This is a genomic window from Sorangium sp. So ce394 (assembly GCF_051474665.1).
In the GTDB taxonomy this organism is placed as follows: Bacteria; Myxococcota_A; Polyangia; order Polyangiales; family Polyangiaceae; genus Sorangium; species Sorangium cellulosum_D.
The window spans coordinates 11,322,364-11,344,813 of the sequence record NZ_CP150339.1 but is presented as its reverse complement, the minus strand read 5'-3'; the positions used below and the strand labels follow the sequence as shown (position 1 = coordinate 11,344,813).

Here is a 22,450-nt window from a genome sequence, read left to right as displayed (position 1 = left end):
CAAGTATGTAGAGCGCGCGCGCTCGGTCTCGACGATCAAGGCGAGAGTTCGTCGCCAATGCGTTGTTGAAGCTGGAGGTGCTGCCGAAGCCGCTCTACTTCCGCCGTGCGGAAGACTTCGAACTCTACGAGACCTTCTTCTCTGCGGTCCGCGACTTGGCACCGCTTTCGGCCGAGCTCTCGGCGCATCCGTTCGCTCTGGCCTCGCAGCATGGCCTGGCTGGGATGGATGCATTGCACGTCGCGGCGGCGCTCACGCTCGGCGCGGAAGAGATGATCGCAACGAGCTCTTCGCGTCGAGCGACGCCTCGCTGGATCCCTCCCAGGTTGGTCGTCCGTCAGGTTTTGTTGTAGGGTCTCCCCGCGCGGCCGCGGGGTCGCCGCAGCGGAACGAGCACACATGGCGGAAACGACAACGCGCCCGCTCGGGAGAGGCCACCTCGAGGCGCCGAGGTTCCAGATCGCCGACACCCGCCGTGGCGCGGGGTTCGCGCCGGGCAGGAGGGCTGTCGTCGGGCTCGCGTCGGCCGTGGCGGTCGTGCTCTGCGGCGCGGCGGCGCGCGCGCAGGAGCCGGCGCGCGACCCGGTGGCCGCCGAGGCGCTCTTCAAGGCCGCGCGCGCGCTTGTCGACAAGGGCGATTACGCGGCGGGGTGCCCCAAGTTCGAGGCGAGCCTCGCGCTCAACCCCTCGGCGAGCACCATGATCAACATCGCGCGATGCCACGAGCGCGAAGGCAAGCTCGCGACCGCGTGGCACGATTACAATCGAGCCCTGGTCCTGAACCGCGAGACGGCGGGGGAGCAGCGGAAGCGGAGCCTCGAGCAGATCGCGCAGAAGGAGATCGCGGCCCTCGAGCCGCGCGTACCGAAGCTCCGCATCGTGGTCGAGGGCGCGCCCCCGGGCGTCGAGGTGCAGCGCGACGGCACGGCGCTCCCGGCGGCCGCGCTGGGCGAGCCGCTGCCGATCGATCCAGGCCCGCACGAGATCCGCGCGAGCGCCCCCAGGCACGAGACGGAGACCCGCACGATCACGATGGCGGAGGGGCAGACGGAGACGGTCGAGCTCACGCTGCGACCGGCGGCCGCCGCCGGGGCCGGGGCTGGAGCCGCGGCGGCGCCTGCGAAGGCGGACGAGGCGCCCGGCGGCGGCGGCGTCCCGGCGTGGGCATGGGTCTCGGGGGCGGCCGGCATCGCGCTCGTGGGCGCGTCGGTCGGGTTCCTGATCGACGATCTGTCGGCGATCGGCGCATTGCGCGACAACTGCCGCGAGGTCCCGGGCGGGACGTACTGCAATCCCGGCTATGACTTCGCGGCCGACAATGCGCGCAAGAACCGCGATGTCGCCCTCTTCGCCGGCCTCGGCGGCGCGGGGCTCGTCGCGCTGGGGGTGGCGGCGTACGGGATCGTCGGGGCGGGCGGCGAGAAGGAGCCAGCGCGGGCGCAGGGAGCCGTCGCGCTGCCGTGGATCGCGCCGTCCGGCGCGGGCGCCAGCATCTCCGGGAGCTTCTGATGCGCACAGGGGAGAGCGTGCGAATGCAATTTCATAGGCCGCTCGCCGCGGTCGCGATCTCGCTGATCGCCGGGGGCGCGTGCATCCCTGACGTGGAGCCCAACGTGTTTGTCTTGTCGCGCTGCGACCAGGTCGCGCCCACCTGCGGTCCGACGGTCGACGAGAGCTGCTGTGCGGAAGGCGAGGTGGTGGGCGGCCAGTTCAACCGCCTGAACGACGCGAGCTATCCGGCGACGGTGGCCGATTTCCACCTCGATCGCTTCGAGGTGACGGTGGGGCGGTTCCGGCAGTTCGTCGAGGGATATCCGGCGACAAAGCCGAAGGCGGGCGCCGGCGCGCACCCGCTCATCGAGGGCAGCGGCTGGGATCCGGCGTGGGACGCGAGCTTGCCCGCGGGCAAGGACGAGCTGCGGGCCTCGCTGCAATGCGACGCCAACTTCCGGACGTGGACCGACGAGCCCACCGGCAACGAGGCGGCGCCCGTCAACTGCGTGAGCTGGTATCTCGCGTTCGCGTTCTGCGCCTGGGACGAGGGCCGGCTGCCCACGGAGGCGGAGTGGAACTACGCCGCCGTCGGGGGAAACCAGCACCGCGCGTACCCGTGGGGAGACGAGGCCCCGAGCGCGGAGCTGGCGGTGTACGGCTGCGAGACGACGACGACGGTGTGCCCGATCCCGCCCGTCGGCTCCAAGTCGCCGGCGGGCGACGGGGCATGGGGTCAGGCCGACCTTTCGGGGAGCCTGTTCGAGTGGGTCCTCGATTACCACGCCGATCTCGCGCTGACCGGGAACTGCGTCAACTGCGCGGCCCTGAGCGACGGAGGCTTCGGGAGGGGCTCCCGCGGAGGGGCGTTCTCTCACGGCGAGGAGACGCTCAGCCCGACGTACCGCATCGGCGAGCTGCCGGAGAGGACGCTGTCCTTTTACGGTATGCGCTGCGCGCGGGGCGAGTAGTGGGCTGACGGCGTCCCGGCGCAGTCGCGCTCCTCGATACGTCTCCCCGGCGAGGCGTACCGCGCTGTGCGATGCGCGCGAGCGACGGAGAGCCGTCGCGGCGGATATCTCAATGGCTGCTGCAGAGACCGTGACGCTCGAGGTACACCCGGAACATGAGTGAGAAGGGAAAGTCGGGCTGACAAAAGCTCCGTAGCAGCGCCTTCTCGTTTTCGTTCATGTCCTTTCGACCATCGGCGATCTGGGCATCCTTGATGCGGACCAGCGCTTCGTTGAACAGCTGGAGTTGCTTCAGTCGCTTGTGGTCCAGATCCTTCCGGTCGAGCCTGTACTTCTTGATCGTCGCAAGTCCTTGTGTCGAGCCTTCTCGAGCTCGAATGAGCTCTTTCTCGAACATCAGGTGGGCGGAAGGCTGAGTGCCGGGGGCGCAAGGGTCCAGGCAGTAGGTCACGGGGATGGCCCGATGGGGCTGCTTTTGGTGATTGCACTCCCAGCAGGCGAGGTAGAGGTTTGCCCACGTGAACGCGCGCGTCGGATCTTCCGCGACGTCGATGTAGTGATCTACCTCGCGCCGCGTCTGCTTCGTGCTCTGCTCGCAGTAGAAGCACTTGTGATGGCTCATCGCCTCCAGGGCAGAAACGACGTCGGGGTGTGCATACTGCTTGGAGCTGGGCCGCTTCTGTGGATCTTTTGCGCGCTGCTCCAGGAACGCGGTGCGCCAGCGATCTTCATTTCGAGCGAGCACATCAGGCGCCGGCAGTCGCTTGATCGGGATCATTTCCCCTCTCCGCGTAGCGACTGCAGCCGATCTTCGATATCAATGTACGAGAAGTACTCGGGGTTCTTGTCCTTGAGTTGGTTCTCGATCTCCTTCCGCCGGACGGAGTCCCCCGCTTCGAAGGCGGCCTTCCGTTCCTCGAGCAAGCGCGAGATCTCCTCGCCGAACGGCTGCGTGCCATCGAACGCAGGAGAAAGCAAAATCTCTTCCACCGGCTTGTTCGCGTACAGATCCGTGGCGTCATCGACCACGCAGGTCTTTCGCTCCCGCTCGTAGCGGCAGACGAACACCCGCGCGCCCGGGACCGAGCCGACGATGAACGGCGAGTGCGTCGTGGCGACGATCTGAAGATTCGGGAAGATGCCGAGCACGTCGCGCAGAAAGCGCTTCTGCCAGCGAGGATGCAGGTGGTTCTCGGCCTCGTCGATGAGCAGCAGTCCAGGGGTCTTGCAGAGATCGGAGGCGTCCGTCTCGCGCAGGACGTGAACCGCGTACATTTTTCCTAGCAATCCGATCATGTGCTGGATGAGGTACGCGTTGCCGCTGCTGAGATTGGAGAGCGGCACGAGCTGGCCGCTCTGACGCACCATCGGCATGAACGCGCGCCGGTCCACGTGGCTCAGCTCCCCGTCGAGCACGCTGAGCTCGACGATGCAGCGTATGGTCTCGTAGAGGACCTCACCGTCCCGGCGATCGCGGGGATCGTCGCTGCCCCGGAGGTAATCGAAGGCGCAGACGAGCTCGGTCACCGCGGCGTTGCGCTGAATGCCTTTCAGAGCATTGTTCAAGAAGCTCTTTGGCGCAGGTCGCGCGAGTTGGGTGATCGTGTAAGCATCTGCGGGAAGCGAAGAGCGCCAGAAATCCACCACCCAGTTGGGACACGGCTGGCCCCCTTCGACGTCGATGGGAAGACGATGTATCTTCGAGTTGTGTGGGAGAAAGTCGAACGCCCCTTGTGAATACTGTTTTTGTCTCGAGAGCAGCCTTTCTCGTTGTCCGTTGATGAATAGGGTTGCTTCTATTTGGAATGGCGTCCCGTTCCGCCAGATTGCGCGCTCAAGGCGTCCGTAGTATTGGCCGAACAGTCCCCGGATTGCGTCGAGCAGGATCGTTTTTCCGGTCCCGTTCTCGCCGGTGATGATCGCTACCGGCACCGGATCGTCGTGCGCTGACAGGAACTCTAGGCGCGCCTCATCGAACGGACCGATGTTCTGGATGGATAGATCGAGCAATCGCATGGGAGACCCATGCGTACCGTAGCACCCCTGCCGGTACATCGGACAGGGCCAGCGAGCAGCCCGGCCGCCCCATCCTCTGTAGCTGAGATCGCCGGATGGGCGCGCCTGGGGCAGATGAGAATCAGGAGCATCGGTGAATCGACCGCTGCCAGCTCGGGGGGGGCGGACCGCTCCCGGGCGCGTGGTATCGATGCCGGAAGGGCGGTCGGACCGCTCCCGGGCCCGTGGCATCGACGCCGGAAGGGCGGTCGGACCGCTCCCGGGCGCGTGGTATCGATGCCGGAAGGGCGCTCGGACCGCTCCCGGGCGCGTGGTATCGATGCCGGAAGGGCGGTCGGACCGCTCCCCGGTGCCTGGATCGATGTCGGAGGGGCGCTCGGACCGGTCCGCCGAGTCCGTTCGCGGTCCAGGAGGGCGGTCGGACCGGCCGGGAGCGCCCTTGCGCCTCGCAGCAGACCGCTGCGGCAGCCGGCCGCCGAAACGGTGATGCATCCTCGTGCATGCCCGGAATCCACGGGCATGCGACCCAAGTATCCCATTCAGCCTCCCGAGATCCTGTCCTGCCCCACGGTGCCCGCGCAGCCCGGGCCGCTCGCTCACGCCCATGGAGATCCCGCCGCCGCGTCCTCCTCGGCGCCTCCGCCTCCCCCGGACCCCGCCGCGCCGGACCTCCCCGCGACGCGCTCCGACCCGCGCGGGCCTTTCCGCGCCGCGCAGGTCCGGCCCGGCGACCCGTACGAGCTGTCCCATGGACACCCCGTTTTCTGCCTGCCCAGCGGCGGGCGCGCCTCGAGCGCCCACCTGCTAGGCGCCGCGGTCGTCGCCTGGGACCCCGCCGTCCGCGAGGCCGGCATCGCCACCGGCTACAGCCCTGCGCCCGAGCTGCTCCGCGCGCCGCACGTCGCCGTGGGCAATGTCCCCGACTCCCCGGGGTGGGCGCCGGGCGCGCCGGCGCTGGCCATCGCGTACGCCGACCTCGGCGAGGACGAGGCGCGCCTCACGCGGAAGATCCACGACCTCCTGGCCGCCGGGACGCGCTGGGTCTGGGTCGTCCGCCTCGCAGCCCCGCGCCACGTCGAGGTGCACGCGCCCGGCGCGCCGCCGCGGCGAGCGGCCCCGGGAGAGCTGCTGCACGCGCCAGGCGTGCTGCAGAACCCGCTCGAGGTCGAGGCGCTCTACGATCGGGCCGCGGCGCAGCAGGCCGCCCTCGCCAACCTGCTCCAGCGCGAGGGCCACGCGAGCCTCTCGTCGCTCCGCGAGAGAAGCCTCCGCGAGGGCCGCACGGAGGGGCTCCAGCTGGCCGTGAGGGAGGTGTGCGAGGTGCTCGGCATCGCGCTGTCGCCCGACGATGAGGCGTCGCTCCTCGAGCTCGACGCGGCGGCGCTCGCAGCGCTGCTGGAGCGCCTGAAGCGCGAGCGGCGCTGGCCCCTGCCGTAGGCCCCGGCGCGCTGCCGCTGGGGCCGCCGCGGCCCGCCTCGCCACCGCGAGGGCCGGGGCGCGCCCGCCGATCGCGCGCTTGCGCTCGACGCCGGAAATCGGTTAGCCCGGTACCTCACGGCGCACGGGGCGCACGGTGGGCATGGTGCAAGGGTAATCGCCGTGGATCTCGACGCCTTGGCCGCGTCCGCCGCCCGCCGCGCGCTGCTCGGCGCGGCCCTCGCCCTCGCCCTCGGCGTGGCCCCCGGCGCCCCGGGCACGCGCGAGGCCGCGGCCGCAGCGCCGCTCGCCTGGGTGCCGCCGGACAGCGCGCGGGTCGTCTCGTGGAGCAACGGTCCGCAGCAGGTCGCGCCTGCTCCGGAGGGGACGCCCGCCGCGCCCATCGCCGCCGATCCGACCGGGCCGATCGCGCTCACGGCGGGGCAGCTGCTCCTCGTGCCCGTGGAGCCCGGCGACCGGCTGGAGGTGCGCGGCGAGGTCGCGGGCATCGGCCTCGGCTCGGGCGTCGGGGACACGCCCGACGCGATCACGTGGATGCCGCTGCCCCCTCTCAGGCAGGGCGCGCGCGACGTCGCGGTGCCGGCCTGGTCGAGCGCGCGCTTCGCCGCCGTGCGCGCGGCCGTCCCGCGCGGCGCGGAGAGCGCGCCGGTCGCGGTGCGGGTCGCCGCGCGCGAGAGCGCGCCGCTCGCCTGGTACCGCCTCGACGAGGACGTCGCCGCCTGGCTCGGCGGCCGCGCGCCCGCGCCGGCCACCGCGCCCGGCGAGGCCGCCGCGCTGCTCCGGTGGGTCGACGCCGTGCGCGCCGCGCTGTCGGCGCCGGGCGCCTCCGGCGCGAAGGCCGCGCCGAGGGCCGCAGGGGCACCCGCCGCGCCGGCCCCCGCGCCCCTCGCGCCCGACGCGGCGGCATGGCTCACCGCGCGCTACCTCGAGGAATCGCTGCTCCTCCGGCCGCTCATCGAGCCGTACTTCGTCGCGCGGGAGGTCGAGCTGCGCGGAGGCCGCGAAGGCCCCGACCTCCCGGCCCTCGAGCGCGCCACGCCCTGGCGGTCGCTCGGGGCCGGCGGGCGGCTCGGGCTCCACGCGCCCGGCGCGGACGTGCTGCGCATCGCCCTCCGGCCGCGCGCCTACGGCGCGACGCGCGTCGTGGTCCGCGCCGGCGGCGCCGTCGTGCGCGAGCTCGCGTGGCGCACCGGGGCCCGGCTCGCGGACGCCGCGCGCTGGCGAGAGCCGCGGTGGATCCGGGTGCCGCTCCCGGTCGACGCGCGCGCGGCGACCGTCGAGGTCGTCGAGGGGGAGATCGCCGTCGCCGCCAGCGGCTACCGGCAGCGCGCCGGCGTCGCCGAGCTCCTCGCGCCGCAGCGCGACCGCGCCGCGCTGCTCGACCGCGCCGCGCAGCGCGGCCCCGCCGGCGATCGCGCGCCGGCCCACGCCGAGGCGCCGCGGCTCCTCGCCGCCGCCGATCGGGCCGCCGCGCCGGGCGCCGCGAAGGCCGCGGTCGACCTCGCGGCCCGGCCGGCCGTGCCGCCGCCGCTGCGGGCGCTCCTCCTCGCCGAGGCCGTCCGGTGGGCGCCCTCTCCCGGCGCGGCGTTCGCGCGCGCAGCGCAGGCCTATGCGGCGGCGCAGGCCGTGCCGGCGGCGACCGCCGTTCCCCTGCAGCGCGCCGTCCTCGTGCGGCTCGCCGCGGCGCGCGCGGACGCCGGCGCCGGGGCTGCGCCCTGGTCGCCGGCTGCCGGCGCGCGGGCACCGGCTGCCGGCGCGCGGGCACCCGCCGCCGGCGCGCCGCCGCGTGATCGCGCCGCTGGCGCGCACCCGGACGACGTCGCGACCGTGTCCGCGCTCAGCGCGGCCCTCCCGCCGCCGCTCGATGGCCGCCGGCCGGTGGGAGCGCCGCTCGCGGAGCGCTACGCGCTCGGTCACGGCGACATCGAGAGCGCGGCGCCGCTCGCGCGCACCACCTGGGCGCGCGAGGCCCCGTGGGACGCGCTCGACATCCCCGAGGGCGTGATCGCGTGGAGCTCGATCGCGCCGCCGCGCGACGCGCCCCCGCCCGGAGGCGCCGGCGCATCGCAGAGCGCCGTCGCGGACGCGCTCTGCGACGTGAACGCGGAATCCGGGCTCCGCTGGACGCTCCTCGACACGCCGCGCGCCCGGCTCGAGGTCGAGGCGCCTCCGGACGCCCACGCGCGGGTGCTCCTCCGGAGCGCCGCGAGCGAGGTGGTCCCCGAGTCATCGGTGCTCATCGACGGCACGCCGGCCGCGGTGCACGGCGGCGCCGGGCTCACCTCCGTCGTCGCGGTGGCGCCCGGGGTGCGCGTTTTCGAGCGGCCGGCGGGCGCGCCGCCGGTGCTCGCGCGCATCCCGCGCAGCGGGCGCGCTCCCTGCGCGTCGCTGCGCGAGATCATGCAGTGGGCCTGGGTCGACGGCGCCGTGACCTTCGCGCTCCCCGACCCGGAGCGCGCCACGGTGGCGCGCGTCGTCCTCGCGCCGGCCGCCGTGATGGGCGAGGCGGCGGGATCGTCCGGTGCGCAAGGCGCCGCGGCGCGAGCTCCTCAGGCCGCCGTCGCGCCGCCCGCCGCCGCCGCGCCGCCCGCCGCCGCCGCCGCGCCGCCCGCCGCCGCCGCCGCGCCGCCCGCCGCCGCCGCCGCGCCGCCCGCCGCCGCCGCCGCGCCGCCCGCCGCCGCCGCCGCGCCGCCCGCCGCCGCGCCGCCCGCCGCCGCCGGCGACGCCCGCGTGCTGCGCGTCAGCGTCGGCGCCGCCGTCCACGAGGCCTGGGTGCGCGCGGGCGCCACGGGCGCGATCGAGATCCCGGTCCCCGCCGGCGCCGGCGAGTTGCGCGTCGAGACCGCCGCGCCCGCGCTGCTCCGCGCCGCCGTGCGCCTGCACCCGGCCGCGCCCGCCGAGCCGCGCGTCGTCACGCCGGCGCGCCCGCCGTCCGGCGCGCCCGTCGACGGCACGCTCGAGCAGATCCGGCTCGCCACGCGCGCCCTCCGCAATGCGCCCGCGGCCTCGCGGGCGCGCGCGGCGCTCCGCGCGGAGCGGGCGGCGTCGCTCGAGGCCCTCGGCTTCCCGGCGCTCGCCGCGCTCGATCGCGCCGTCGAGGTCGACTCCGAGGACGCCGGACAGCTCCCGGGCGCGCCGGCCGCGGGCGCGCCGCCGTCGACCGTGTTCTCCCTGCCGCCGGGCAGCCCGCCGGCCGTCCCGCTCGGCCTGCCCGCGCGCGTGCCGCCGCTGCCCCTGCCCGACGACCCCGCGCCCCTCGCTACCGCGCGCGCCGCGCGCATCGCCGGCGACCCGCGCCGCGGCGTCGCGCTGCTCGCCGGCCCCGCGGGCGGCAGCTCGGGCGCGGACGCGCTCCTGCTCGGCCTCCTCGCCGAGCGCGCCGGCGAGGCGCGGATCGCCGCCGACGCCTTCACCCGGATCGGGCTCGCCCACCGCTCCTCCGCCGCGCTCGCCCGCGCCGCGAACCTCGCCACCGACGTGGCTGCCGCCGCCCCGGCGCCCGATCGGCGGCTCACCTTGCGCGCCCTCGCGCTCGCCGAGCTCGCCGTGCAGGCGGCCGCCCGCGAGGCTTCCGCGGGCCAGGACGCCTCGGCCCTCGGGAACGCCGCGCCCGCGCCCTCCGGGAGCGCCGCGCCCGCGCCCTCCGGGAGCGCCGCGCCCCGCCCCGCCGCCGCGCCTCCCGCCGGCCCCGCCTCGGCCGCGCCGTCGCCGCCGCTCCAGCTCCCGCCGGCCGCCCTCGCGCGTCTTTCCCCGGTGACCGGCTGGAACGTGCCGCCGCGCGCCGACGCCACGGCCGGCACGGCCACGCTCGAGATCCGGGCCAGGGCCGAGCGCGATCTGCCGCTCCGCGTGCGGGTGCGGCGCGCGCTCGTCGACGCGCCGGAGGCGTCGCTCCTCATCACGGACGGCGCGCGCGCCGAGTTCCGGCTCGACCGGGCTGCGCCGGGCGCGATCGTGCTCGACGGCGCCTGCCGGTCGCTCGACCGCGAGGAGACGCCCTGCGCGTTCTCGATCGCGCTCGACGGCGCGCCGGTCGCGTGCTCCGCGGCGTCCGCGCCGATGGCCGATCGCTGCGTCGTGGAGGTGCCCAGGGGCAGCCACCGCATCGAGGCGCGGCCGCCGGCGGACCGGAGCGTCCTCGGCTGGATCCGCGCGACCGCGGCCGGAGCGGCGCAGCCGTTCTCGGGCCGCGTTCTTTCGACCTGGAACGACATCGATCCCGACCGCCCCCTGGAGCTCGCGTTCGTCGGCCCGACCGTGGTGCGCGTCCGCGCCCGCGCCGCCTACGAGTGCGTCGCCTCGCCCCGCGCGCGCGCCGCGCCCGCGGACGATCCGGCCTGCCACCCCGAGGTCGCCGCGGCCACGCCCGCCGGTCAGCTGCGCTTCTCGGTGGCGCCGCTCGACGGCGCGGCCGCGCCCGGCGCCCCCGGCGCCCCCGGCGCTGCCGGCGGCAGCCCGCCCGGCGCGGCCGGCGGCGCCCCGCCCGGCGTGCTGGAGGAGGGAACCCTCGCGCTCGACCCCGCCGAGGACCGCGAGGCGCGCCGCCTCGGCGTCACGCGCGAGCCGTTCTTCTGGCTCGGCGGCGAGGTCGAGTCCCGCGTCGCCGTCCTCGCCGAGGGCCCGCACGTGCTGCGCGTCGCCTCGCCCGGCGGCAGGGCGCTGCTCCGCGTCGAGCTCGCCGTCGCCCACGGCGCGCCCCGGCCGCGCGTGCCGCCGCCCGCGCCGCCGCCGCCGGCGCCCCTCGCGCCCACCGAAGAGCGGCTCCGGCCCGCGCCCCCGGTGGGAGAGGACCCGGACGCGGGGCCGCTCTCCGTCGGCGGCTACGCCCGCCTCGTCGACGCCGAGCTCACGGAGGAAGATCTCCGCCTGCCGCTCCGCTTCCTCGAGCTCGGCGTCGACGTGCACCGCGAGCTCATCGAGCGGCGCGCCTGGGTCGCGGCCGCGGGGTTCGGGCGCCTGCGCGACGGTCCGGAGAGCTTCGGCGCCGAGGCGCGCTTCGACCTCGGCTCGCGCGGCTGGATCCCCGGCGCGGCGCTGAGCGGCCGCGTCGTGTTCCAGCCCGGCGCCAGCGACGCCGTGGGCGGCAGGGCGAGCGCGAGCGCGTTCTGGTCGATCCCGCTGGGCGAGCTCACCCTCTCGCCGTGGGCGGGCTTCACGTACCTCGCGGTCGACGAGTCGCTCCGGGGTTTCCCGGGCGCCGACAAGGACATCTTCACCCCGTACGCCGCCGAGCACCGGACGCAGGCCTCGCTCGGCGCGCGCCTCAGGCACCGGCCGTTCGTCGACGCGCTCGTCACGGCGGGCACGTCGCTGCGGCTGAGCCCGGTGCCATCGACCCTCGATCGCATCGACGCGACGCTCGACCTCGACCTCCTCCCCGGCCGCGGGCTGTTCCCGTGGATCCAGCTCGGCTGGCTCGCGAGCTACCGGCCCGAGAACGAGACCCGCGACGAGGCGTTCCTGCGCGACGCGTTCACCGCGGGGCTCACGTTCTGGAGCTGGGTCTCGCGCGGACACCGCGTCTCGCTGGGCGCGGAGGGGACGTTCCTGTTCGACATCCCGAGCCCGGCAGAGACGTCGCCGCGCCTGTCGGCGCTGCTCTTCGCCCGCTACGACTACACCGCCGGCCGCGGCCTGCGCGACTTCCCGCCGCAGTCGACGCCGTTCCGCGACCGGCAGGAGGAGGGCAGCGGGCTCATCGAGCGGGAGCGGCCCGCGGTCGAGCCGTCGTGGGAAGACCCGTAGAGCAGGGGGAGCGGCCGGCGCCGGCGCTCCGCGGCGCCGCCGAGCGTGGCGCACGCTCCGCGCGCGAAGCCCAGCCTCGGAGAAGCCTACGGAAGCGCGTGCCGCTCGAGGACGCTCCAGGCGAGCTCGGGGATCATGAACGAGGTGTAGCTGCCGCAATGCGTGCCGTTTTGGCTCCCGGGGGGCGTCGGGTTTGTCACTCCCCCCTCGATCCTGTGCCGCGCTACTCTCGGCGAGCGACGAGGTTTCTCGTCGAGCCTTATGACGGTCGAGCTGATTCACGCCATCGTTCGCCAGACCACCGTTCTCATCGCCCAGCTGGCGACCTCGGGGGGCTGGCGTGCCCCGTTGGCCCAGCTCGCGGACCAGGTGTTCCAGGACCTCGCGACCGAGCTTGAGCGGCAGGGGGTCAGCCGCAAGGTGAGCGCCGACATGTTCGGTATGGGGCTGAGGAGCTACCAGCGCCGGGTCCGGCGGATCACGGAGAGCTCGGTGGAGCGGGGCCGCTCGCTCTGGGAGGCCGTGCTCGACTACATCCGCCGCCGGGGGATCACGCCGCGGGCCGAGATCCTGAGGGCCTTCGCCGCCGAGGACGACGTCCTGCTTCGCGGGGTGCTCTTCGACCTCTGCGAGAGCCGCCTGATCTTCCAGGCGGGGCAGGGGGCTCAGGTGGTGTATCGCGCGGTCTCGGACGACGAGCTCGGCGCGCTCCGCGCGCTCCGCTCCGGCGAGGGCGTGGACGAGCTCGTCTGGGCGATCATCTATCGGGAGGGCCCGCTCACGCGCGACGAGCTGCTGCAGCGGACGCACATCGAGCGCGCGGAGCTCGAATCCGCCCTGGTGCGCCTCGTGGAATCGGGGCGAGTCGAGCGGACCGAGGAAGGCGCCGGAGCGACGTACAGCGCCGCGAGCCTCTACGTGCTGCTGGGCTCGCCCGTGGGGTGGGAGGCGGCGATCTTCGATCACTATCAGGCGATGGTGAAGACCATCCTGTGCCGGCTGCGCGAGGATCGCACCGCGCCCGGCCTCGCCGACCGCGTCGGGGGGAGCACCTATACCCTCGACGTGTGGCCCGGCCATCCGTACGAACAGCGGGCCTACGAGACGCTGGGGCGCCTGCGCGCCCAGCTGGTCGAGCTTCGCGAGCAGGTCGAGGCATTCAACGCGGGGCGCGAGACGCCGGACAGGTACACGCAGGTCGTGCTCTACATCGGACAGTGCTTGATCCAGCAGGATGTCGGGGGCGGCGATGAGATCTAAGGTGATCGCGGCGGCGTGCCTCCTCGCGAGCGCGGCGCTCCTGGGTGCGTCCTGCAAGGGCCTGGGTCCTCAAACCGGGAGCGAGACCAACTTTCTCACGAGCTGCGATGCCGGCTGTGGGGACGGCCTCGCCTGCATCTGCGGCGTCTGCACGCGCGCCTGTTCGGCCGAAGGCGAGTGCGCGGCGCTCGCCTCAGGCGCCCAGTGCGTGGCCGTCGCGGAGCGGCCCGTCGGGGCGGCGTGCGCCGGGGCCGAGAGCGCCGCGTTCTGCGATCTCTCCTGCTCCGATCACGCCGATTGCGAGCCGCTCGGCGCGCCGTTCCGCTGCCAGGGCGGCTTCTGCCGAGCGCCTGGCGACGGCGAGACGGCGGCCACCTGCCCGGTCACCACCCTTTCGGTCGGCGACAACGACCGCACGTTGACGGTCGGAGACACGACCCGCAGCTACGTCGTTCGCCTCCCTGCGAGCTACACGGGGGCGAGCCCGCTGCCGCTGGTCCTCGACTTCCACACGCTCGGCGGGACCTCGGCGGCGGAGGCCGAGGCCTCGGGGTACCGCGAGCTCGCCGAGCGCGAGGGGTTCATCGTCGCGTGGCCCCAGGGCATCGAGGGCGCGTGGAACATCGGTCCGTGTTGCACCTCGTCACGCGACGTCGACGACGTGGGGTTCGCGCGCGCCCTGGTCCAAGAGGTCCAGGCGGAGGCGTGCGTCGACGTCAAGCGCGTCTACGCCGTGGGCGTCGCGAACGGCGGCGGGATGGCCTACCACCTGGCCTGCAACGCGGCGGACGTCTTTGCCGGCGTCGCCCCCAGCGCCTTCGACCTTCTGGCGGAGTCGGAGCAGCCCTGCCAGCCGGCGCGTCCGGTGACCGAGATCTCGTTCCGGGGCACCGCCGACGTGCTGGTCCCCTACGCGGGAGGGGCGCAGCAGGCGCCGAACGGCGCGAACATCACCTTTCTCGGCGCGGTCGGCACCTTCGAGAGGTGGGCCGCGCTGAATCAGTGCACGGGCTCACCGAGCGCGGCGGACGAAAGCGGTTGCTCGACCTACTCGACCTGCGCGGGCGGCGTGGAGGTGACGCTGTGCACCGCGCAGGGCGGCGGCACGGCCTGGGGGAGCGCCGAGATCGGGTGGGCCACGCTGAAGCGGCATTCGCTGCCGTGAGCGAGGAACGAACGAGCGCCGGTCGAGGGCCGGGGGCGGCGCGCGGTATGCTGTCGATACTGACTGATGCGCACCGTCACGATCCATAGAATGCTGACTGCGAACCCTGGAACTCTAACCTGACGGAGCGGTCGCGCTCGCAGGCGTACTCCTGGTCGGTCGGTGAGCTCCGGGCCGCAGCTGCCCGCGAGATCGCAGGTCCATCCGGGTTCGTAGAGCGGCTGACCCCTGTCGTAGACAGCTCCGAGACGGGGCGGGGATGACAGGAACGGTCGAAGGGGGGCGATGGAGTCACCCCCCCTCGGCGAGCCCGCGGGCTCACCGAAGCGAAGCGGCCTTGCGGGTCGACGGCCCGCTCCGCCCCGCGGCCGCCAGATGCCCCCAAGCCATCGCGAGCGCCATCCCTCCCGGGGGCTGCACGGCGGCACGCCGCGCGCCGCTCTCGGCCCTCGAACAGGTCGAAAGCGCTCGTGGGAGTCATGCCGAGTCAGGCCGAACGAATATTTCAGGTGACGCTCCCCGCGGAGGAGCGGGCATCGTGACGGCTCTCGAAGTCGACGAGGGGGGATGACAAATTTGTCCAAGGGGGCCGACGACGATCTCGCCGTCTATTCGCGCGGGTCGCGGCGGCAATAGAACAAGGACGGTCGGACGCGAGCCGAGATCCCTCGCGAGTCCCGACCCAACGCCCCCCAACAGAAGGTGACGACGATGAACTCTCTTGCTCTTTCCTACCGATGGATGGCCCGCTGCGCTCTTGGGATAGCCGCGCTCTGCCTCGGCGCTTGCGGTTCGGACAGTGACCCGGTCGACGGCTCGGGGTCGGGAGACGTCGCGACCGGAGGGACGACCGGCACCGGCGGTCCCACGACCGGAGGCTCGACCAGCGCTGGGACAGGTGGAGGCACCAGCGCGGGCGGCACTACCGTCGGCACCACCGGCGCCGGCGGAGACGGCACCGGCGGCGCAGGCGCGGGCGGATCCCCGTCGGGGAGCACCGCGAGCACGGGCGGCGCTGGCGGCACTGCCGGAACGGGCGGTGAGGACGACGGCCTGCCTCCAACGGGAGACAACTCGGTGGCGTACACTGGCTGCTCGATGGCCAACAACATCGGCACTGGCTACAAGCGCGTCGGCGGCAGGATCATGTGGAACTCGGACGATTATCAAACGGGCGCCATGGTGGTGCAGAACTGGACGAACCCCAACAGCTCTTCCTGGCAGCTCTTCGACCGGAAGATGGCGTCGATTGGAGGGAAAGACGTCGTCAAGGCCATCATGGTCCAGATCTGCGTCTTCTCGCAGCGGGCGACCGACAAGGAGCTCCATGACATGGTCAACGCGGCGCGTCAGCATGTCAACCCGGGCACGCATATCTACATCGTGGGCCAGCCGGTCTACAATGCAGGGCACGATTGCTTCCTCTCGGGAGCGGGCGGCGCCACTTGGGCTGACATGAAGGCACAAGAGCTGGCCAAGGACCCGACCGTCAACGAGAACATGAGCTACCTCGGGAAGTTCATCCTCAACAACGACGCGGGCGAAGTCAGCGACGGCTGCCACGCCAGCAGCCCGAAGGGCGAGAACGTGCTGGGAGAGCAGGCGAAGGCGTTCTTCGGGGGCTGATCGGGGCGCAGGCCCGACGAAGCCGAGCTGCGATGTCGACGGGCGCGCGCCGCGCGTAGAGGCGCGCGCTCCGGGGGGAGCCCTGCTCATCGGATGGGAGCAGGCATTGACCGGTGGATGACCTATGCTTTCGCTTGCCCGTCCTTGTCACACCGTGGGTATCGCATTTTTCGGGCTGCTGTTCTCGGCAGGTTGCACCGCGGGCGAGACGATCGCGGAGGACCCCAGCCGCGGCCACGCGGACGCTTGCGGTGGAAGGGCGCCAAGTTGCGCCGGGCTGCCGGCGACCTGCGGGCCATCGGGGGACGAGGACTGCTGCAAGAGCTTGCTGGTCCCCAGCGGAACCTTCGCTCGAAGCTACGACGGCGTGGACTATCTGGACCGAAACTACCCGGCGACGGTGAGCGACTTCTACCTCGACAAATACGAGATTACGGTGGGCCGGTTCCGGGCTTTCGTGCACGCAGGCATGGGCACGCAGGCCAGCCCGCCTGGGGATGGCACGGGCGCACACCCGAAGATCCCAGGCTCTGGCTGGAGCTCCGCGTGGGACGCCAAGCTGCCCCCGAACACGGCTGCCCTGAAGAAGGCCCTGAGTTGCATTGTCCATCAGAGCTGGACGGACACGGCGGGGAGCAACGAAAATAAGCCGATCAACTGCCTGGACTGGTACACGGCGTTCGCGTTCTGTGCGTGGGACGGAGGACGGCTGGCGACAGAGGCGGAGTGGAACTACGCGGCCTCCGGGGGCAGCGAGCACAGGTACTATCCGTGGTCGAAGCCAGCCACCTCCACGACAATCGATGACAGCCACGCGGTCTACTGCGGCGGCACCTGCAGCCTACAGGACGTCGGATCGAAGTCGCCGAAAGGCGACGGAAAGTGGGGCCAGTCCGATCTGGGCGGGAACGCGTGGGAATGGACGTTGGACTGGGATCCGGTCCAGTACCCGATGCCATGCCATGACTGTGCCGCTGTGACAGCAGGCTCCTACCGGGCTTTCCGGAGCGGTAGCAACGACGACCTCGCCCCGACCCTGCGGTCAGCCACCCGCCACGTCTACTACCCCGAGCACCGGGGCAACATCGGGGCGCGGTGCGCCAGAACCCCTTGAGGCGCGCGGCACACCGGCGCGCTCGCGCGCCTCACCACCAGCCGATGTCCTGGATGATGGTGCCGATGTCGCCGTGCCGCACGATCGCGCGGTTCTGGCGGATCTCGTACGATTTCGGCGAGCTGTCGACGATGTCCTGATCGAAGGTGTGGCACTCGAGCTTGTAGGTGCCCGCGCCCTGCATCAGCGCGCCCTTCAGCATGATGTACGTGTCGTTGTGACGGCTCCTGAGCCGCTCGATCGCCTCCGTGCTGGCGTCGATGAGCAGCTCGAGGTGGACCGTCTTCTCCTGCTTGCTGTGCGACGCGTCGAACGCGAGGTTGATGACGATGCCGGCATCGAGCAGCGCATCGATGTTGGACTTGGAGAACGTCTCGTACACCATGAGCTTCGCCATTGCGCGCTCCTTTCAAGATGTGCTCGTAGATGTACCACGGCGCGGGACGCCGGGCCGAGGGGCATCGGCGCAGCGCGGCGCCGGACCCCCGGGGTTGCCCCCGGCACCGGGCTCTGCGGTGCCGCCGCCATGATCGCTCGCGCCTCGAAGCCCGCGGGCTGTCAACCGCGCCTGTCAACCGGTGCAAGCCGCGGTTGACAGCACGCCCGGATCTCAGCCGCCATGGGTGGAAAATTCTCGCCACGCGACGGTCGTCGCGTGGCCCCTCCCGTCGATCCGGCGCCTGGCACAGCGCTGGAACGTCCTGTGCATCTCGGTTCACGACTCGCTCGGCGTGGACGTCGTGAGCGGCGGCAGGACGGCTCCTGCCACGCCATCCAGCCTCCGGCTCCGCGCGCGCTCCCGGCGCTCGCGCCCTCGGCTTCCGGGGCGCGGCGCGCTTCAAGGATGGATCATGTTCAACAAGACTTATCAAGCCACGCACCCGGACATGATGAAGGGCGCGGACAACCAGGCGCTCCGCGACCGATATCTCGTGCAAGGCCTGTTCGCTCCCGGCCATACCCGGCTGAGCTACTCGCACAACGAGCGCTTCGTGATCGGCGGGGCCACGCCCACGAAGGAGACCCTGACGCTGCCGGCCCAGACCGAGCCCAAGAGCGCCAAGGGCCGTCCCTTCCTGGAGCGCCGCGAGCTCGGGATCGTCAACGTGGGCGGCGCCGGCCGCGTCACCGTCGACGGCAAGGCCTACGACCTCGCGCCCCGCGACGGGCTCTACGTGCCCATGGGCGTCGCCGACGTGACCTTCGACAGCGCGGACGCCGCCGCGCCGGCCAAGTTCTACCTGGCCAGCCTGCCGGCCCACACCGCCTTTCCGGTGACCAAGATCTCGATCGAGCAGGCCAAGCCCCTGGAGCGCGGGTCGCCCGAGCAGTCCAACGAGCGCACCATCTATCAATACATCATCCCGGGCGTGTGCCAGTCGGCGCAGCTGCTCCTCGGCGTGACCTTCCTCAAGCCGGGCAGCGTCTGGAACACCATGCCGCCGCACCTGCACGACCGCCGCTCGGAGATCTATCTCTATTTCGGCCTGACCGGCGACAGCCGGGTATTCCACTTCATGGGCCAGCCCGACGCCATGCGCCACCTCGTGGTCGGCGACGGCGAGGCGGTGATCTCGCCGCCGTGGTCCATCCACATGGGCGTGGGCACCTCGAACTACGGCTTCATCTGGACCATGGGTGGCGAGAACCTCGATTACACCGACATGGACGTGCTCGACGTCTGCCAGCTGAAGTAAAGTGGGTGGTGGCCGGATTTGAACATGAAGGCGGGAAGGCGGGAAGAAAAGATCATGGATCTTCCTGTCTTCCCGCCTTCATGTGAATCACTCCGGGGCACGGCCGCCCGGTAGGCAGCCGGCCGGCCGGGCGCAGGTCGCGCGCACGAAGCTCCGGGCGCTCAGCGGGAACAGGAGCGAGTCGCGGGGGACGCTCGAGGTGCCCGGGCGGGGAGGGGCCATTTGACCGGGGAGGCCTGCGCGTGCGAAAACGCCCGGTCCCGAGCCGAGATGACGTTCGTCCCGCTGCAGCCGCCCGACCTGCCCCCCATCCGCGCGCGGGGGACGCCGCGCTGCCGCGGCTGCGGTCTGCCGCGATCGATGTGCCTCTGCGGCGCGCTGCCCCGGCTCGCGGTGCGCACCCGCGTCGTGCTGCTCACCCACCGGATCGAGCGCACGAGGAGCACCAACACGGGCCGGCTCGTCGCGCGGCTGCTCGAGGGCGCGGAGGTGCGCGTGCGCGGCGAGATCGCGCCGCGCGCGCGCCCGCCGCTGCCGGAGGGGCGCCGGCTCGTGCTGTATCCGTCGCCCGGGGCGCGCGCCCTCTCGCCCGACGACGCGCGCGGCGGGCCGGTGGTGCTGCTCGTTCCGGACGGCAACTGGAACCAGGCGCGCCGGGTCGTTCACCGCGACGCCGACGCGCAGGGCGCCGAGCCGGTCGCGCTGCCGCAGGGCGCGCCGAGCCGCTACGGGCTGCGGCGCGCCCCGCACGAGGGCGCCCTGTCGACGCTGGAGGCGGTCGCGCGCGCGCTCGGCCTGCTCGAAGGCCCGGAGGTCGAGCGGCGGATGATGGAGGCGTTCGACGTCTGGGTGCACCGCGCGACGTGCGTGCGGCTCACCGGAAAGCTCACGGACGGGGCGGCGGCCCCGGGAGCCGAGGACGGCGCCGAGGCGCTCGTGGTGCGGGAGGTCGACGGCGCGGAGAGCGGGTGAGCGGTCGCGCGCCGGTCACCGGAAGTTCTGCACGGCCCAGACGCTGCCGTCCGGGAACGTGTGGAATCCGCAAGCCACCTTGGTATACGCGGTGTTGCTCATGTTGATGTAGTGGCCGTGTTTGTTGAAATCCTCGCCGGGCCCCTCGTCCCACATGGCTTGCAAGCACGGGACGATCATCGATTCGGGCGGGCCGTTCCAGCCGGGGCACTCATTTTGAGCCCGCTCGTCGCAAGCGCCGAACGCGCCGTGCGCCTGGCCGGTGTTTCCGTCGGACTCGCACTCTTCATCGGAGCACGACTCCGCCTCGGTCCAGCGCGCGAGGGGCGGCAGGCCGAGCGTGGCGCGGTGCTGGTTGATCGTATCGACGCACAGCTGCGCCGCGCCGGTCGGGTCGCCGTTGCCGCCCGCGCCGCCGGCGCCGCTGCCGGACCCGCCGGCGCCGCTGGTGCTCCCCGCGGGTGAGCCGCCGCTGCCGCCGGCGCCCGCGGTGGTGGAGCCGTCGCTGCCCCCGGCGCCCCCCGCGGGTGCGCCGCCGCTGCCGCCGGCGCCCGCGGTGGCGGAGCCGCCGCTGCCCGCGGTGGTGGAGCCGCCGATGCCGCCGGGGGGCGAGCCGCCCGAGCCGCCGCCCGCGGCGGTCGAGCCGCCGCTGCCCGCGGTCGAGCCGCCGCCCGGCGGCCCGCTGTCGTCCTCGCCGCCGGCGCCGCTCGTCGTCCCGCTGCCTTCGCCCTCGGTCGGCGCGCTGCCAAGCTCGCCGATGCAGCCCGACAGCACAGAGGCCATGAACGTCGCGGCGAGCGCGACGGCGTAGGAGTGAGTCGAAGGGTTAAGCATCTGCTGAGTCTATGGTGCTTTGGGCCCATGCTCAACTTCGACCGATCGTGCTGGACTTTTGTAGATTGAGCGCGGTTTTGGCGCAGCTGGTGAGCGTGCGGCGTTTCTGTGCGGAGGAAAGTGTGGGTGTCGCACAGGAGGTGCGTTTGCTGGTCTTGGTTTCAGTCGAGCGGGATAAGTGCATGTGTCCGGGCAGAGAAAAAAACACGACGCCAAGGCGGTCAGGAGAGGGGCGCGCGAGGAGAGGCTCTCTCTCTATCTCTCTCCTCCGTTGGCGTCCTTGGCGTCTTGGCGGCTCAGCGCCCTTCGCCCGCCGGCCGCTGCGCGCCCCGCCGTCGCTGCAGATAGACGATCAGCGCGCCGGCGAGGGCGTTCGCGACCATGAGCAGGTTCGTCGCCACGAAGACCCAGTTCTCGACCAGCCAGCTGTAGACGACGAACCCGACCGAGGCGGCCAGCTGGCCGAGGAAGAGCCATTTGGAGACACCCTCGCTCGTCTTGCTCTTCCACTGCTTGTGGACCTGCTTGCCGACCGTCAGGACGAGGATGATGGAGCTGATCCAGCCGATTGCTTCTTCCATGGTCGACCGCCGAACGGCCGCTCGCGTGCCCCGGACCGGCGGCGCCGCGCGCCCTCATGAACGCCCACAAAACGGCCACGGGGGCAGGGAGGGCGCAGGGCCTCCGCCGCCCCTGCGCTCTCCCTGCCCCCGTGGCTCGAACCCGGTCCGTCGCGCGCTCGCCGTCTGCGCGCGCAGGCCCCGTCAGGCCGGGTTGGCGCCGTTCGCGTGCTTCGCGTGGCTCGCCTTGTCCGCCGACGTCTTCTTGTAGCCCGCCGGCAGGAGCGCCTCGTACCCCTCGGCCAGCCGCTGCTCGAACTCCGCCTTCAGCTCCTTGCCGAGCTCCAGGAGGCGCTTCTCGTCGATGGCCTCCTCGACCTTGGGGAAGAGCTCTTCCTCCTCCTCCTCGACGTGGTGCTGGATGAGCTCCTTCAGCGTCGTCACGCGCGCCTTGAACGAGATGTCCTCCGGGTCCGTCGCGAGCAGCCGCTTCAGGGCGAGCTCGGCGATCGCGTGCTCCTCGTAGCTCTCGAGGATCAGGTCCTCCTTGATCTGCCGCACGGCGGGATAGAAGCTCTCCTGCTCGATCGCCATGTGCGCGGCGAGCTCGTTGGCGAGCTCGGCGAGCAGGGGCGCCGGCTCCGCCTTGCCGCTCTCGAGCTGCTTGAAGATCGACTCCACCTTGCGGTGCTGCTTCTCGAGCAATGATGTCGCTTTCATGTTCCTGCCTCCACGCTGCGAGCCGCGCCGCGGCGCGGCCGGGGTCTTCTGGGTTCAACCTTCGGCCGCGAGCGCCTCGGGCGCAGGCGCTCCGGCCAGCTTTCTTCACAGCGCAACGCCGCCGACGGGCCGGCCCTGCTAGACACCGATCAACTTGAACGCTTATGAATGAAGAGATTCGAGCCACAGAGGCATAGAGGGCACAGAGTTAGTTTGTTGTTCCTCTGTGTCCTCTGTGCCTCTGCGGTTCGATTTCTCGGGGTTTCAACCCGGTTGTCGCTCTAGTCCGTCTTGTCCTCGACCTTGTCGCCCGCCTCCTCGGCGGCGTCGCCGGTCGACTCCGCCGCGTCCTTCGCCTCGTCCTTGACGTCGCGCGCAGCGTCGTCCACGGCCTCGCCGGCCTTCTCGGCCGGGCCCTCCGGCTGAGGCTTGCTGCCACCGCAACCCAAGACCACGCCGCCCACGAGCAGCGACAGATACAGAGTTCTCACGGTACCTTCTCCTCCGAGCCGGAACGCGACCAGCGGCACCTCGCCCCGGGCGCGCTCGGCGGTTCTTCAACGACGCTCACGCTTGGTTCAGCCTCCTCCGCTCAGCAACGCGCGGGCCAAGCGGGGGCGAGCGCCCGCGCGTCCTCCTCCGCGCTCTCCGCTGCGCGCTCAGCGCTCCCCGCCGCGCGCTCCGCGCCGCGCGCCCGCCCCGGCGCGAGGTCCCCTGAGACATATCGCCTCGACCGTGGCGTCCTGCGACGCGCTACGGCCGCCCGATCGCCGGGGCGCGGCGCTCCGCGGGCGAAAGCGCAGGCGCCGGCGAGGCCGCGCGCCGGAGCGCGCGCATTCGCT

General features: G+C 72.6%; 18 protein-coding genes. 11 read left to right on the top strand and 7 right to left on the bottom strand.

The window, feature by feature from the left end; all coding sequences use genetic code 11:
- Positions 1 to 65 precede the first annotated feature (65 nt).
- The 3 genes from WMF33_RS41910 to WMF33_RS41900 are packed head-to-tail and all read left to right on the top strand — an operon-like array spanning position 66 to position 2,462.
- Positions 66 to 353 carry a hypothetical protein gene (locus WMF33_RS41910; protein ID WP_437333836.1) on the top strand — a complete coding sequence of 96 codons (288 nt, stop codon included), beginning with the start codon at positions 66 to 68 and terminating at the stop codon, positions 351 to 353.
- Positions 354 to 399: 46 nt separating this feature from the next.
- Positions 400 to 1,509, top strand: coding sequence for a PEGA domain-containing protein (locus WMF33_RS41905; protein WP_437333835.1), 1,110 nt, complete (start codon positions 400 to 402; stop codon positions 1,507 to 1,509).
- 23 nt (positions 1,510 to 1,532) lie between these two features.
- Positions 1,533 to 2,462: a formylglycine-generating enzyme family protein gene (locus tag WMF33_RS41900; RefSeq protein ID WP_437333834.1), complete on the top strand. Its 930-nt coding sequence runs from the start codon at positions 1,533 to 1,535 to the stop codon at positions 2,460 to 2,462.
- Positions 2,463 to 2,571: 109 nt separating this feature from the next.
- Here the strand turns inward: WMF33_RS41900 and WMF33_RS41895 are convergent, their stop codons facing one another.
- Positions 2,572 to 3,240: an HNH endonuclease gene (locus WMF33_RS41895; RefSeq protein WP_437333833.1), complete on the bottom strand. Its 669-nt coding sequence runs from the start codon at positions 3,238 to 3,240 to the stop codon at positions 2,572 to 2,574.
- Positions 3,237 to 4,478, bottom strand: a complete 1,242-nt coding sequence (locus WMF33_RS41890; protein WP_437333832.1) for an AAA family ATPase — start codon at positions 4,476 to 4,478, stop codon at positions 3,237 to 3,239. The genes WMF33_RS41895 and WMF33_RS41890 overlap by 4 nt, the downstream gene beginning before the upstream one ends.
- 519 nt (positions 4,479 to 4,997) lie before the next feature.
- Between WMF33_RS41890 and WMF33_RS41885 the strand changes: the two genes are divergently transcribed.
- From WMF33_RS41885 to WMF33_RS41860, 6 genes are all read left to right on the top strand, one after another.
- Positions 4,998 to 5,915, top strand: a complete 918-nt coding sequence (locus tag WMF33_RS41885) for a hypothetical protein (protein WP_437333831.1) — start codon at positions 4,998 to 5,000, stop codon at positions 5,913 to 5,915.
- Between the two features lie 162 nt (positions 5,916 to 6,077).
- Positions 6,078 to 11,660 (top strand): hypothetical protein, encoded by a 5,583-nt coding sequence (locus WMF33_RS41880; RefSeq protein ID WP_437333830.1) that lies wholly within the window; start codon positions 6,078 to 6,080, stop codon positions 11,658 to 11,660.
- Positions 11,661 to 11,921: 261 nt separating this feature from the next.
- Positions 11,922 to 12,920, top strand: a complete 999-nt coding sequence (locus tag WMF33_RS41875; RefSeq protein ID WP_437333829.1) for a hypothetical protein — start codon at positions 11,922 to 11,924, stop codon at positions 12,918 to 12,920.
- Positions 12,910 to 14,085, top strand: a complete 1,176-nt coding sequence (locus WMF33_RS41870) for an alpha/beta hydrolase family esterase (protein ID WP_437333828.1) — start codon at positions 12,910 to 12,912, stop codon at positions 14,083 to 14,085. Before WMF33_RS41875 ends, WMF33_RS41870 begins: the two co-directional genes overlap by 11 nt.
- A 711-nt stretch (positions 14,086 to 14,796) precedes the next feature.
- Positions 14,797 to 15,711 carry a hypothetical protein gene (locus WMF33_RS41865; RefSeq protein ID WP_437333827.1) on the top strand — a complete coding sequence of 305 codons (915 nt, stop codon included), beginning with the start codon at positions 14,797 to 14,799 and terminating at the stop codon, positions 15,709 to 15,711.
- Positions 15,712 to 16,036: 325 nt separating this feature from the next.
- Positions 16,037 to 16,825 carry a formylglycine-generating enzyme family protein gene (locus tag WMF33_RS41860; RefSeq protein WP_437339570.1) on the top strand — a complete coding sequence of 263 codons (789 nt, stop codon included), beginning with the start codon at positions 16,037 to 16,039 and terminating at the stop codon, positions 16,823 to 16,825.
- A 31-nt stretch (positions 16,826 to 16,856) separates the two neighbouring features.
- On the opposite strand, the gene WMF33_RS41855 is transcribed toward WMF33_RS41860, so the two are convergent.
- Positions 16,857 to 17,222 (bottom strand): hypothetical protein, encoded by a 366-nt coding sequence (locus tag WMF33_RS41855; RefSeq protein ID WP_061628992.1) that lies wholly within the window; start codon positions 17,220 to 17,222, stop codon positions 16,857 to 16,859.
- Between the two features lie 454 nt (positions 17,223 to 17,676).
- Here WMF33_RS41855 and kduI point away from each other — a divergent pair, with 454 nt between their 5' ends.
- Entirely contained in the window at positions 17,677 to 18,522 is an 846-nt protein-coding gene (kduI, locus tag WMF33_RS41850; RefSeq protein ID WP_437333826.1) for a 5-dehydro-4-deoxy-D-glucuronate isomerase, read from the top strand.
- 270 nt (positions 18,523 to 18,792) lie between these two features.
- Positions 18,793 to 19,494, top strand: a complete 702-nt coding sequence (locus WMF33_RS41845) for a tRNA-uridine aminocarboxypropyltransferase (protein WP_437333825.1) — start codon at positions 18,793 to 18,795, stop codon at positions 19,492 to 19,494.
- A 15-nt stretch (positions 19,495 to 19,509) separates the two neighbouring features.
- Here the strand turns inward: WMF33_RS41845 and WMF33_RS41840 are convergent, their stop codons facing one another.
- From WMF33_RS41840 to WMF33_RS41825, 4 genes are all read right to left on the bottom strand, one after another.
- Positions 19,510 to 20,328: a CAP domain-containing protein gene (locus WMF33_RS41840; RefSeq protein WP_437333824.1), complete on the bottom strand. Its 819-nt coding sequence runs from the start codon at positions 20,326 to 20,328 to the stop codon at positions 19,510 to 19,512.
- Between the two features lie 296 nt (positions 20,329 to 20,624).
- Positions 20,625 to 20,909 (bottom strand): hypothetical protein, encoded by a 285-nt coding sequence (locus WMF33_RS41835; protein WP_437333823.1) that lies wholly within the window; start codon positions 20,907 to 20,909, stop codon positions 20,625 to 20,627.
- 183 nt (positions 20,910 to 21,092) lie between these two features.
- The gene (locus WMF33_RS41830; protein ID WP_437333822.1) at positions 21,093 to 21,608 is read right to left on the bottom strand and encodes a hemerythrin domain-containing protein; all 516 of its coding nucleotides are present in this window, start codon (positions 21,606 to 21,608) and stop codon (positions 21,093 to 21,095) included.
- Positions 21,609 to 21,889: 281 nt separating this feature from the next.
- Complete coding sequence (locus WMF33_RS41825; protein ID WP_063823571.1) at positions 21,890 to 22,099, bottom strand: hypothetical protein; 210 nt, start codon at positions 22,097 to 22,099, stop codon at positions 21,890 to 21,892.
- Positions 22,100 to 22,450: the final 351 nt, after the last annotated feature.